16 protein-coding genes are annotated in these 12,286 nt (G+C 44.3%); 2 read left to right on the top strand and 14 right to left on the bottom strand.

The genetic code is table 11. From position 1 onward, the window contains the following. Positions 1 to 99 precede the first annotated feature (99 nt). On the top strand, positions 100 to 870 hold the full coding sequence (locus ACE1CM_RS14845; RefSeq protein ID WP_374878285.1) for an ABC transporter ATP-binding protein: 771 nt from the start codon (positions 100 to 102) through the stop codon (positions 868 to 870). Positions 871 to 943: 73 nt separating this feature from the next. Here the strand turns inward: ACE1CM_RS14845 and ACE1CM_RS14850 are convergent, their stop codons facing one another. The 11 genes from ACE1CM_RS14850 to ACE1CM_RS14900 all read right to left on the bottom strand — a co-directional run bounded on the left by ACE1CM_RS14850 (position 944) and on the right by ACE1CM_RS14900 (position 8,419). Beyond that, positions 944 to 1,687, bottom strand: coding sequence for a phosphorylase (locus ACE1CM_RS14850; protein ID WP_374878286.1), 744 nt, complete (start codon positions 1,685 to 1,687; stop codon positions 944 to 946). A gap of 338 nt (positions 1,688 to 2,025) precedes the next feature. Next, positions 2,026 to 2,358, bottom strand: coding sequence for an antibiotic biosynthesis monooxygenase family protein (locus ACE1CM_RS14855; protein ID WP_374878287.1), 333 nt, complete (start codon positions 2,356 to 2,358; stop codon positions 2,026 to 2,028). Between the two features lie 140 nt (positions 2,359 to 2,498). Then, positions 2,499 to 3,275 (bottom strand): YebC/PmpR family DNA-binding transcriptional regulator, encoded by a 777-nt coding sequence (locus tag ACE1CM_RS14860; RefSeq protein ID WP_374878288.1) that lies wholly within the window; start codon positions 3,273 to 3,275, stop codon positions 2,499 to 2,501. Between the two features lie 195 nt (positions 3,276 to 3,470). After that, a complete protein-coding gene (locus tag ACE1CM_RS14865; RefSeq protein ID WP_374878289.1) occupies positions 3,471 to 3,908 on the bottom strand; it encodes a carbohydrate ABC transporter permease in 438 nt (145 codons plus the stop codon). A gap of 297 nt (positions 3,909 to 4,205) precedes the next feature. Then, on the bottom strand, positions 4,206 to 4,667 hold the full coding sequence (locus tag ACE1CM_RS14870) for a Uma2 family endonuclease (protein ID WP_374878290.1): 462 nt from the start codon (positions 4,665 to 4,667) through the stop codon (positions 4,206 to 4,208). 6 nt (positions 4,668 to 4,673) lie between these two features. Beyond that, the gene (locus tag ACE1CM_RS14875) at positions 4,674 to 4,841 is read right to left on the bottom strand and encodes a hypothetical protein (RefSeq protein ID WP_374878291.1); all 168 of its coding nucleotides are present in this window, start codon (positions 4,839 to 4,841) and stop codon (positions 4,674 to 4,676) included. Positions 4,842 to 4,855: 14 nt separating this feature from the next. After that, positions 4,856 to 5,896 carry a glucokinase gene (locus tag ACE1CM_RS14880; RefSeq protein ID WP_374878292.1) on the bottom strand — a complete coding sequence of 347 codons (1,041 nt, stop codon included), beginning with the start codon at positions 5,894 to 5,896 and terminating at the stop codon, positions 4,856 to 4,858. A 164-nt stretch (positions 5,897 to 6,060) separates the two neighbouring features. After that, positions 6,061 to 6,705, bottom strand: coding sequence for a histidine phosphatase family protein (locus tag ACE1CM_RS14885; RefSeq protein WP_374878293.1), 645 nt, complete (start codon positions 6,703 to 6,705; stop codon positions 6,061 to 6,063). Positions 6,706 to 6,828: 123 nt separating this feature from the next. Next, on the bottom strand, positions 6,829 to 7,137 hold the full coding sequence (locus ACE1CM_RS14890; protein WP_374878294.1) for a P-II family nitrogen regulator: 309 nt from the start codon (positions 7,135 to 7,137) through the stop codon (positions 6,829 to 6,831). 253 nt (positions 7,138 to 7,390) lie between these two features. Next, positions 7,391 to 8,137: a hypothetical protein gene (locus ACE1CM_RS14895; RefSeq protein WP_374878295.1), complete on the bottom strand. Its 747-nt coding sequence runs from the start codon at positions 8,135 to 8,137 to the stop codon at positions 7,391 to 7,393. A gap of 54 nt (positions 8,138 to 8,191) precedes the next feature. Next, entirely contained in the window at positions 8,192 to 8,419 is a 228-nt protein-coding gene (locus ACE1CM_RS14900) for a hypothetical protein (RefSeq protein ID WP_374878296.1), read from the bottom strand. 243 nt (positions 8,420 to 8,662) lie between these two features. Here ACE1CM_RS14900 and ACE1CM_RS14905 point away from each other — a divergent pair, with 243 nt between their 5' ends. Beyond that, entirely contained in the window at positions 8,663 to 9,031 is a 369-nt protein-coding gene (locus tag ACE1CM_RS14905; RefSeq protein ID WP_374878297.1) for a DUF4864 domain-containing protein, read from the top strand. Between the two features lie 48 nt (positions 9,032 to 9,079). Here ACE1CM_RS14905 and ACE1CM_RS14910 read toward each other — a convergent pair whose 3' ends face one another. The 3 genes from ACE1CM_RS14910 to ACE1CM_RS14920 are packed head-to-tail and all read right to left on the bottom strand — an operon-like array spanning position 9,080 to position 12,151. Continuing rightward, positions 9,080 to 9,778 carry an SAM-dependent methyltransferase gene (locus ACE1CM_RS14910; protein ID WP_374878298.1) on the bottom strand — a complete coding sequence of 233 codons (699 nt, stop codon included), beginning with the start codon at positions 9,776 to 9,778 and terminating at the stop codon, positions 9,080 to 9,082. A gap of 34 nt (positions 9,779 to 9,812) precedes the next feature. Further along, positions 9,813 to 11,045: a tetratricopeptide repeat protein gene (locus ACE1CM_RS14915; RefSeq protein WP_374878299.1), complete on the bottom strand. Its 1,233-nt coding sequence runs from the start codon at positions 11,043 to 11,045 to the stop codon at positions 9,813 to 9,815. Further along, complete coding sequence (locus ACE1CM_RS14920; protein ID WP_374878300.1) at positions 11,042 to 12,151, bottom strand: ATP-binding protein; 1,110 nt, start codon at positions 12,149 to 12,151, stop codon at positions 11,042 to 11,044. Before ACE1CM_RS14920 ends, ACE1CM_RS14915 begins: the two co-directional genes overlap by 4 nt. Between the last annotated feature and the right edge of the window lie 135 nt (positions 12,152 to 12,286).

The following is a 12,286-nucleotide window of genomic DNA, read 5'->3' on the forward strand; positions in this document are numbered from 1 at the left end:
ATGAGATAGAATAATCAAATCAAGATTATTAGTTCGATATAAACACAATAATTGAACGGCTAAAAAAGCCAAAACTGTAATTAAAAGAGAGTAAAACGGATGACTGCCTTTAACACTTTTCAACTTAAATTTAAAGGGTTGACTCGCGGGGGAAGTCAGACCGTCGCGCCTCCAACAGGGTTGCATCGTCCCGAAACAGAATCAATTGTTGTTAAGGGGCTGGAAATGACGATTAAATCCGGACGAGAAACAGCTCGCATCTTGAAAGGAATTGATTGGAGTATCCAAAAAGGCAGCGTCCAACTGTTGATGGGGCCGTCGGGATCTGGGAAAACCACCCTGCTGTCAGTGTTAGCAGGACTGCTAACCCCCACATCTGGTAACGTTTACTTGCTGGGACAAGACATTACCAAAATGTCGCGCTCGCAGCTAGCCCAGTTTCGCTTGCAAAATATTGGCTTTATATTCCAAGATTTCAACCTGTTTCCCGCATTAACGGCGGCTGAAAATATAGAAGTGGCGCTGAACCTCAAAGGCATTAAAGGAAAAGCAGCCAAACAGGAAGCTCAACGTTTGCTAGAACAGGTGGGCTTAAAAGACAAAGCGAATTTGAAGCCGTCGAGTTTGTCTGGGGGACAACAACAGCGGGTAGCGATTGCCCGTGCTTTAGCCGGAAATCCCCAGCTAATTATGGCAGACGAACCCACCGCCGCGCTTGATTCCCAAAACGGTCATGCGGTAATGGCATTACTGCGCGAATTGGCAAAAGAAAGAGGCTGCACGGTGTTGATGGTAACCCACGATCCCCGGATTATCGACTTAGCCGACAACATCGCTTACATGGAAGATGGCATCTTGAAAAATGGCTAATGGCTAATGGCTAATGGCGTTCCCAGGCAGATCCGTGGTCACGAGGGTAAAAAAAGCAATTAGCAATTAGCAATTAGCAATTAGCAAACAAACCTGCTGTCACTTCCTGTAACGCGCCCAGTCCCCGTAACGATCCCTGAATCAGTCTTTTGGCGGCGATGGGTTGTCGGATTGTGGCAATTGCTAAGGGTAAAAGTTGAAGCGAACCCTTAGGACTCAAAGCACTGCTAAGATCGGGCATATCTCGATCGCAGTCATCGCTGATAACTCTTACCATAGCTACAGCGATTCCAGCTTGAGAGAGCATTTCTAAGGCGGCAAATCCCTCCATATCGATAACATCGGCTTGATAAATTTGACTTAGAAGGCGCTTACTAGCGGCAGCACCAACAAAGCGATCGCTAGTAAGCGCCTTGACTATTGCGGCTTTTTGTGATAATTTGGCGTGAATTTGGCTGGTGAGGTAGCGGTCGCAGTTCAACGGCTGTGGTAGTGTAGAAGGAATCAATGGCAAATCGTTTTCATCCCTGACTTCATCCCACCTTTTGAGGCAACTTTTATACAGCACCACATCTCCAACTTTGTGGGCAGGATTTAAACTCCCGCATAGACCCATCAGCAAAATTCTTGAATGGGGATGAAAAAAATGCCCGGTATTTTGCAGATTTTCTAGATATTGAGTCAGCGGTTTTGGTCCCATTGGAATGGGAAAAACTGGCGGCGTGGAAGTGCTAACGCGGCTTAATCCGCGACAAACAGCCTGATATTCGGCTCCTTGAGCCACTAGAATTGCTGAAATCAGATTTGATTCAATCATCGATATTAGTCCTTTCCCACCTGAAGAATATCTGTTTATTGAACCGCCATAGACGCGCTAGCGGCTTCCCGTAGGGTAGACGCCAAGAACGCCAAGAAAGAAGAAAGAATAAAGGAATATAGGTAATCTTCTGGGGGGAAAGTGACGCGACATTGTAGTAGGGAAAAGGAAAAAAACTTCATGATGTTCCCTACCCCCGTTGATTATTTTTCAAACAAACCGGGTTTCTTGTTGTTGGGTGAAGTTGGGACACATTGTAGGGGCTAAGGCTAAAGAAAAACTTTGAGCTGGCGACAAAACTTACTGATGCCGTGCCCCTACCCCCGTTGATTATTTTGTTACTCTTCGTTATTTTTTGCCGGAATTTCGCTTACGACTTCATACAAAGCCGTGGTTGGCGGGTGAGCAAATAACGGCGTCATCTGTTCCACAATTGCTTGATAAGCCTCGCTGCGATTGGCTTCCATATCTTCTACGCTGTCCCAAAAAATGACGGCAATTCCTCTATCAGTTCCTGGTTCTTGCATCAGGTACGCTCCCTTAAAACCGTGAGTATAAGTTGAAACAGCTTTATCGTAGAGTTGCTCTGCTGCTTGAAATTTACCGGGTTTGAACTCTCCTATGGCGACGTAGGCAAATTTATGTTGCAGAAAATCTTGAAATTCTGACATTGTTCGCACTTGGTTTTGACAACATCGCTACCTTAGCGCTTTCTTAGTCAAGAGGGATAGTAGAAAGAGAGGATTTGTAACATTTTAGATTCCAGATTTTAAAGAAAATCTTAAATCTGAAATCTAAAATCTGCCATCGATTATATGAGGCTCAAAGACATTAACTCGTCTGCCATCTCGAAGTTAGCGGTGACGTTTTGCACGTCGTCGAGGTCTTCGAGGGCATCCATTAATTTTAAGAGCGATCGCGCCTGCAAGGGATCGGTGACTTCGACGGTATTGTTGGGTATCCAGCGCAGTTCCGACTGCTTGACGGCAAAGCCTTTTTGTTTTAAACTTCGCTCCAAGGTTTCCAGATTTGCCACCGAGGTAAAAACAAAAGCCGCCGCTTCATCTTCGTCGTCTTCATCTGGGATTAATTCGTAAGACTCGGCACCCGCTTCCAGGGAAGCTTCCAACAATTGATCTTCATCGACTGCACCAGCAATTAGCACCACGCCTTTTTGCTCGAACATCCACGACACGCAGCCTGTTTCCCCCAGATTACCGCCATTTTTGCTCAAAGCGGCGCGCAAGTCAGCGGCGGTGCGGTTACGATTATCTGTCAGCGCTTCGATGACAACGGCAACGCCGCCTGGACCGTAACCTTCGTAGCGAATAGCCTCCAGGCTATTGCCATCTGCGCCTAGTTTACCAGCACCTTTTGCGATCGCGCGTTCTATATTGTCATTGGGTATCCCCGCCGCCTTGGCTTTTTCAATTGCAGTCCGCAACTGAAAATTCCCCGCCGGGTCTGGGATACCCGTGCGCGCCGCAACTATAATCTCCCTAGAAATCTTCGTAAATACCTTGCCCTTGACGGCATCTACTCTCGCCTTCTGACGTTTGATATTAGCCCATTTACTGTGTCCAGCCATAGCGGAGAATGCTTAACACTCTGTCTTCAAACAAAATAGATATCATAACTCAAAAAACGGTAATGGCGTTCCCAGGCAGAGTCGTGGGAACGAGGGTAAATGGGTAATGGCTAATTGCTAATGGCTAATGGCTCAAACCTTTCTCTCTATCTTGCCAATTACCAATTAGCAATTAGCAATTAGCAATTCTTTGATTCATTTACCTCCCGTAAACGTCACCCCGCGAATAAAGTAGCGGTTAAAAAAGGCATAAATTGCCAATGCAGGCAGGGTAAAAACCATCGACGCTGCCATAATATAGTTCCAATAACTGATGTACTGACCCTTAAAAGTATTTAACCCCAATGGTAAAGTAAACAGTTCCCGTTCCGACAAAATAATCAACGGCATCATAAAATTGTTCCACGCACCCATAAAGATAAATATGGCTTGTGCGGCTAATGCTGGTTTGGCTAAAGGTAGCACCACTTGCAGAAAAGTTTCCCACCTACTCAATCCATCTAATGCTGCTGCTTCTTCCAATTCCTTGGGAAAGTTGATAAAAAATTGCCGCATCATAAAAATAAACGTCGCATTCACCACATTTGGCACAATTAATCCTTGATAAGAATTGAGCCGCTTAAAGCCATACATAGGATGACAGTCGCGCCAGTCTATGATTGTCTATCCAAAATGGAACTATAACCCAACGATTGCGGGTCATATCATGTCCAATAGCAACGGTTGTGTAACTGCTAATAGCTAATGTCAGGAAAAATACTATATTAGCAATTAGCAAGCTTGCAAGCTTGCCATCCATACACTACCGATAGCTAAGGACATGATATCAGTTGGTAGAATTCGGGTTCTGGCAATTGGTTGATGAATCATCAACTTCAAGCGAAGAACAGAATTAAGCGGTAAAAAACTAGGCGATCGCTCGAAATTTTTTCAGTTGATGCCTCGTTCAAATTCGTCAATTGCTTGAATTTGGTCTGAAATTAGGCTGCATTGTTCCAGTAGGGAAATCGAAAGTTCTGGCAATAACTCACTCGATGCAATCTGTTCGTACCCGTAAGTTTCCAAAAATGCTGAGGGTGTTTCTTCCGGTAAATGATACAGTTTGAGTCGATTTTTTTCCCAAAACCACACCTCAACAACTCCCAAACGTCGGTAATTTTCTAGCTTGTCAATGCTGCCACTGGCGATCGTTACCTCTATAGCTAGGTCTGGAATGTTTTTTTCCTCTCCTATGCAGTAGCATTCATCGGATTCTTTCCCTGCATTTTTGAGTTGGTTTTTCAGGGTGGGACTCCCCATTCGACTGTGTTTAATTCGCTTCTCGATCAGATAAAACTCTAACAAGGTAGCCAAACGTTTTTTGAGTTTTTCATGTCTTATAGACGACGACACAATTTCTCAAACTCCATCCAAGTAGGTGACGCGGTAATGAGAGTTATCCTCCAGTTTTGCGAGTAAAGCTTCATAAATTTGCCAACTCACGCCACTGGTGATAAATCTTGCCTCTGGGTCGTCAGTTTCTGCCAGGAATGGTTGTTCAATAAGTGCTTTTAGACTGTTAACCATTATGACTTTATAACCTATAACCGGGAAGCACTAATCGCAGCACCAATTAAACCGACTTGCGGATTTAAAACGACATGGACTGGCATTTTTTCCAGTAACGTACTCATGCGACCTTTTTGCGTAAATGCAGTGAGGAAATTTCCGCTTTGAATTAAAGGTAAAATTTTGGCAGCAATCCCACCAGCAATATAAACACCGCCATAAGGTAATAGTTTGAGGGCGTGGTTACCTGCTTCTGCACCATAAGCTTCTATAAATATTTGCATGGTTTGGGAACAGAGTTGATCGCTTCCTTCTAAAGCTGCTTTGGAAATGACTGCTGCTGGATCGATTGTTTTCTCGTTTTGTCCAGCTTGTTGTTCCCAACTTCTGATGTCTGCGGCGATATCTGGAGATTCGGGGAGGGATAAGCGATCGCGCAAAAATTGGTAAATTGAAACAATCCCTTGACCTGAAACAACTCGTTCAACGGATACGTGTTGGATATTATGTTTATCCATCAAGTATTTCAACAGTTGAAATTCCAATTCGGTGCGGGGGGCAAAATCTGTATGTCCGCCTTCGCTGCTAAAAACTTGATAGGTATCTCCCACAGGAATTAAAAATCCTTGTCCTAACCCCGTACCTGCACCAATAACGGCAATGGGGGCGTCTTTTTGAGGTGTTTCAGCTTGTAAGGTATGCAAGTCGGATTCGCCGAGTCCCAAAACGCCATAACCTACGGCGGCGAAATCGTTAATTAAACTAACTTTAGAGATGGCTAATTCTTGTTCCAAACGTTTGGCATCTAGTAACCAAGTCAGATTGGTCAACTTGGTTGTATTGTTGACTACAGGGCCTGCGATCGCAAAACAAGCTTTCTCCGGTGCGGGAACATACCCCAAATGTTCGGCACCTGCTTGGAGAAACTGCCGCACCATCGGCACTAAATCTGGAAATTCGCCGCTGGCGTAAGTTGCCTCATCTAAGCTGTACATTTGCCCAGAATCTGGCGACTTCACCAAGCGCAGAATTGTTTTAGTGCCGCCAATGTCCCCTGCCAATAATAACGTCATATATCTAACGCAATTTGCTATTTATAACCATTGGGCATTGCTAATAGCTAATAGCTCACAGCTAATAGCGAGAGCTACAGCAGCTTACTAATATAGCACCCGCTCGATCCATTAGCCATTAGCCATGAGCAACTATGCATGAGATCGCTAGCAACTTGAGTTATCTAGTGGAACCGAATTACTTTTTCAGTTTCGCTCAAGTGGGAGGTATCGCCATTGAGTTCCATTACCCATTCTCGATCTTGACGCACAATTTTGACCAAGCAACACAAAGTCGCATTAATTTCCGGTTGATTAGTTCCACCGAGTAACCCCATTGCCGTGCCGATTACGGATGCACCATGTCCCACCAGCAGGATATCTTCTGAAAATTCATCGGTGAGGCATTTGGCGGTTTCTCCAGATCTAAGAAGTGCTTTTTCCCCCGTTTCGGGATATTCGGCGATGACTCTGGAAGTGTAGCTAAGGTCAATTCGCGGATATTGTTGGTGCAATACTTCCAGCGGCAGTTTTTCCGGCATCGACGGCATCCACTGGGGATTTAACCACTCGCTCAAGCCAGATTCTACTTTAATCGGTAAATCGAGCGCTTCTGCCACTTCGTTCGCCGTTTGTACGGTTCGCAAAAAAGGGGATGCGAAAATATGGGCGATATTTTCTGATTTAAGGCGCTGTCCTAATTGCTGAGCTTGCATAACGCCACCATCGGATAATGGCGGATCGTAGGGTCGTTCTGCGGTGAGGAACCAGTCGGGGTTGACAAAGTCGAGGCGGTTCCCGTGACGGGCGATCCAGACAATTTGCGACATGGGATGCAAGGATTTTAGATTTTAGATTTTAGATTTTAGCTCTTTCCCAGGCAAGAGCCAGGGAACGCGGATTTTAGCTGGTTCCCTGCCTCTTGCCTGGGAACGCCGATTTTAGATTTTATCTCAATCGTACAAGGCTTCTACATTATGTCGATAGGCGATCAAGGCGTGACCGTCCTGATTTTCTTTCAAAGCTATAAAAATAGCATCGGATACTTCTGGGGAAACGAGGGTCTTGATCTCGATATTGGTGTTATAGCCTGCAATATCTCCCATCCGTCTGCCGTGTCCGCCTTCACCCCGTGCTTGAGTGATGGTGTAACCGCTGACGTTGTGGGTTTTCAGCAGCTTGATCAGGCGGTCTTGCATTACAGATTCGCTAATGATGACGATCAACACGGCGGGTTTTACGGGAACGGTTTCGGGGGACATAGGGAACTCCAGAGGACGCTGTTTCCAGTATGAGGTAGTTTGGGGTGCAAGCGATCGCTTAATTTCCCCAGATGCTAGTCTGAGTTGCCCTCGTTTTCAGGAAAGTTTTGCAATAACTCCCCGGCTGAGAAAATTGGTATTGTAGAGCCTGCGAAGTCTGCGCGAACCCGCGTAACAATCGCATCCAGATTTTCCCTCATGGTACAAGCTTCTTGAACTGCATCTTCAAAATCGCTAGCGATCGCCTTCTTTACTATCTAAGTCTCCCTAGCCACTTTTCTAATGCCAAATCAACAAAGGCTTCCATTGAATCAGATACCAAATCTTGTCTATTCCTGTATGTTCTCAAGAATTTACGCTCGGCGGCATAGTATATTCCCCATCGGGGTTTACTTAGTTCTTCTAGTTTGGCTGCTGTAACTTTATTGTATGGGTTTTTTACGCGGATACCCTTGTCTACAAAACCTTCTAATAAAGCATGACCATCCCAATCTGTACACAGTTTAGCTCGCCGACCTTTTAAGGGGAGCCATAAAAATGGTATAATTGACCCTTTATTATTGAAATACAACTCAGCACATATTTTACTTGTTTTATTCGTTCCGTTTCCATACTTGATACTACCAGCCATAGTAATTTCTTGCATACGACTGTCAAAGCTGAGAATTTTACGCCTAAACGTCAAAATTTCTTCGCGTTGACTAGAATCATAGTTAGCCAGTCGTTTATCAAGTGCATTTGGAGGGGCAGGTATATCCTCAGTACTATCTTTCTGCTGATAGGGAATCTCTACTTGTAAAACTTTCTCGGTATCTACGTCTTTTAACTGTAAATAAAACCTTCCCTCATCCGTCAAAATTTCAAAATGTAAAAATTCAACAGACAAATGGCAATACTTCCTATCTGTAAAATTATCTCGATGAAAACTTGGGGCAACTGCCACTAATTTAATAGGTCGATCGTAATCTATTTGGTCGCTAAACGGTTTCTCGTCGCGCAAGGCGTCGTAATAACGAGTAAGCTGGTGAACAATGCCTCTATCTTCCGCATTTTTTCATTCCAGCACGACTAACTCGTTATTCTCACCCAGCGCTAAAATGTCGCAAAATTGACCTTTGACAATGTGTTGTCGTTTTAGCGGCGTTAAACCGAATAGCGGCGCTAAATTAGGCCAGACAAAGTCTTCTAAATCCTCTTCGCTGTCAAATTCCCAGCCTGACGCGGTTTTTCTTATGTTGACAAAATTTAGCATTGTGTTGTAGATAACGTCTCTATTAAGCATTATCAATATGTTACACGGGGAGCATGTAATTTTCTCCCAGTTATTGGCTTGCGGACTTGGTTTGTGTAGCCGGAGGTTTTAACCTGATGGCATATACGAGGAGCAAGTGCGTTCGCGCAGCGGAAGGGAGGCATATCTCATACCAACCCCAACAGTCAAACTACTCTACCAAAGCCAGAGGTTGCCTTTCTATAATTTAAGTAGATATAATTAGCAGCGCTCTAAGCATAAAAGCTACCCAGTATGCAAATTACTGAAACCGATCGCGCCTCGATTCGCATTGCGATCGAACGCCAACTTCAAGCTTTTAGAAACGACGATGCCGTTGGTGCATTCGCCTTTGCCAGTCCGGGGATTCAGCAAACATTCCAAAACCCGGAAAACTTCCTGCAAATGGTTAAGAATTATTACCAACCCGTCTATCGTCCCCGTTCTGTGATATTTGACGACCTGGCTGTTGTGAATGGCGCTTTAGCGCAACCAGTCCTCCTACTCGGTCCTGATGAAATTCCCGTCAGGGCGCTTTACTTAATGGAAAAGCAGCTAGACGGTACTTGGAGAATTCACGGCTGCCATCTAGTTCCCATAGAAAATGCCTTCGAGTCTGAGTGAATTGCAGATTTTAGATTTGAGATGGCAGATTGAATAGAAATCTAAAATCTAAAATCTGAAATCTAAAATTCTCATGACCTGCAACATTTGGTTGCCACTTTTCTGAAACTCATAGGGAACTTGCTCAACTTTCAGGGTGTATCCGCGCATTTCTAATTCAGTCATGACTGGCGCAAGATTCGGCGATATTTCCCCCGATATATTTAAAAGGGGAAACAGCCGCACTTCTTGGGCAACGCGACACATTTCCAGAATTGAATCTAGATGAAATTCTGCTGAAAATTGCTCGGAATAAGTAAATAGAAAATGAGAACACAAAGCTAAATCAAACTGATTTGTATTAAATGGCAAAGTGGGCAACCCATCAGTTAGGTAACGCCCTTCTTTTTGTCCTTGTGGGAAATCAGCTAAAAATTGTTGCATCGCTGCCATGCGAATTTCCCCCAAATGTTCTGGGGATTGGATATCTTGCCAAACATAGCTATCTAAATTAGCTCGAATGCCTTCAATAACAGTTTGATAAGCATCTTGGATGCGCGCTTGAATTTCATCGGCAGAAAACTGATAAACCGGGTCGCAAGATATTACCTTGTACCCTTGGCGCATCATTTCTGCATTGAAACTAGCAGGACCACCAGCACAGTCGAGAATATTTAATTTGAGGTCGTTTGGTGTCAGGTTAAACATCCTGACATATTCTGGCATGGAACGACCCCAAGGAATGACTTTTTCTAGTTTTAAACCCATTTTTTACACAGATAACTCAATTACAAACACCAGCCTATTCATCCGATGAAAACAAAGATTGAAACCGAGCGTTATCCCGAATAATATCAAAAGCCGAGTCATTTTTTGCCATTTTTATGTATTTTTCAGGATTCAATTCTATTGCCCGTTGCAGATTTTCTAAGGCTAATTCAGCGTTACCTAGTTGGGCATAGCATCCGGCTTTGTTGTACAAAGATGCAGCATCATCTGGCTTGCTCTTTAGAGCAGCATCAAAACTTGAGAGTGCTTTCTGATATTGTCCCAAGTTTTTAAGCGCTATGCCTCGACTAAGCCAGACTTTATAACAGCTTTCGTGCAAGTCTGTTGATTGATAAATTGCCAGTGCTGCATCATAATAGTCGAGGGCTTTCTCGTATTGCTTGAGAACCTGCAAGGCATCACCAAAAGCTTTCAAGGTATTAGCCTCGCCATAAAAATCGGCAATTTCTCTATAAATCGCCAGAGCTTTCTCGTAATAGGCGATCGCTTGTTCGTAGTTAGATGCCCTTTCACCTCTAATGCGAGACAAAAATGCATCACCTAAGGCTTTTAGAGTGTTAGCTACGCCTAAGCGATCGCCAATTGTGAGTTGATTTTCTAGAAGGTCTTTGTAGTAGGCAATTGCTCGTTCTAAGTTTGACGCTCTTTCACCTCGAATCAGAGATAAAAAAGCATCACTTAATGCCTTGAGAGTTTTAGCCTTAAAAACACGCTTTAGAGCGAAAAGCGCTGAATCCGATGAAAATTCAAACACTCCTGAACTCCAATCAAAAAAATCTGGAGCGCGGAGAATAAAGTATTTGATAGCGAATGGAGGCAGAAAAAAGACAAAGCAAATGTTAGGGAAGCGATCGCGAAAGTTTTCTCTCCGCTGATTCAAGTGGCTGAGGATGGGCGGAACGGTATCTAAATTGTAATAGTTACCCTCGCCACCGTAGCCGGGTTTAATATAGGGTTCCAGCGACTTTTCTAGCCCCTGAATGAACAGAATATTCAATTCATTGCGCTCTGGGCGATTAGCAACAAGGTCATAGAGATTATCAATTGGTTCTGTCAGTTGTAAAACGGCTACTCTTTTTTGAGGTAAATCCTGTTGGACTCGCTGTATCAACTGGGTGGCTTCTGCTGGAGAGCATTGCACGAAGACAATTCCGAAGCCTTTTCTGCGCCGCAAGGATCTCACGAGGGCTTGATAAACTTCTTCCCTCGAAGGTGCGGTATCTTCAGGTGATTTGGCGGTACTCATACAGATCGAACCTTTGCCAGCGCATCCTGAAACTTAGGAATGCCTTCAATCAACGGGTGAACATTGCACCAGATGTTGAGGGACTCATTATCATCATAATAGCGATATTCCAGCAGGCAGCGATTCAACAGCAGACGCAGATGCTCTTCGTTATTATCTGCTTGCTTTAGATAACATGCCCGTGCCAGAATCTCCCATTGATGCTCCTGAACAGTCTTTTGGTAGGTTTCCCTTGTCTCCTCAATTGCCCGTCTAGCCGCTTTTGCCGTGATGGGCAGTGAGTCTGTCCAGTCAATCGCCTTTTGAATCAACTGCATCAGATTTCGGACATGTCCACCACTCATCAAGCATAGTTGCTTCAACGTCTCAGGGCTATCAAATACAGGTGGAACATTCAATCGATCAACCGCACCTTCCAAGGTTTGCGCTAAATTTGGTTCAATCAGAACAACCCGGCGACAGACAAGTTCGCGCAGTTTTGCCAGTCCAGCTTTATTCTCACTCCCATCTGGATTTCGTACCATTACCATTGGTAGCACATCAGGCTTATCGTAATTATCTTCTAGCTGGGTTGCTCTTCCTGAATACACCATTGCGATAGGCACCGTGTAGATAACATGGCACGCCAATCCTCGCAGAATTTCACTCCGATTCAGGTAAATTTCATCGTAATTGCTGGGCTTCCCTTCCTCTTTGATTTCTACAATGCGATCTAGATTATCGGCAATCATCACAATTCCCCGACAATCTTTTGCCAGGGATTTTTGTGCTTCTTTGATAAAGTCGTTCAACGCATCTACCAGAGAGGGCGTATTTGCATTAATTTTCTGGCGCAGTTCTCGCCGCTTGTCTGGTGTTGCCCGTAGGTTGGCAGTAATTTTAGCAAACTGGGAAATCTGCCCCTCCAAGTTCAAACCCTCAAATGAGATTTCTGTCAGTGCTATATCTTTGAGGGATTCCCAGCCCTCTTTCATCCAGTCGAGCAATGGGTTATGATTTTGCAGCTTGATAGCCTCTACTAAATGCCGAGTACAAGCAAACAATATGTCTGCATACTCAGCATCTTGAGGTTCAATATCCTCATCATCGGCTGCGAAGTAAACCACACCTAAAAATTACGGGAGCGTGGTAGCCCCGTCAATTCATTGCGGGGCCCAAACGCGACACGAGCAGATTTATCTGCCGTCAATATTAGTTAAGATTAATCAATATTATCATCTAGGTCAAAGCCAGTAGATTAT

Source organism: Microseira sp. BLCC-F43 (assembly GCF_041929235.1).
Classification (GTDB): Bacteria; Cyanobacteriota; Cyanobacteriia; order Cyanobacteriales; family Aerosakkonemataceae; genus Microseira.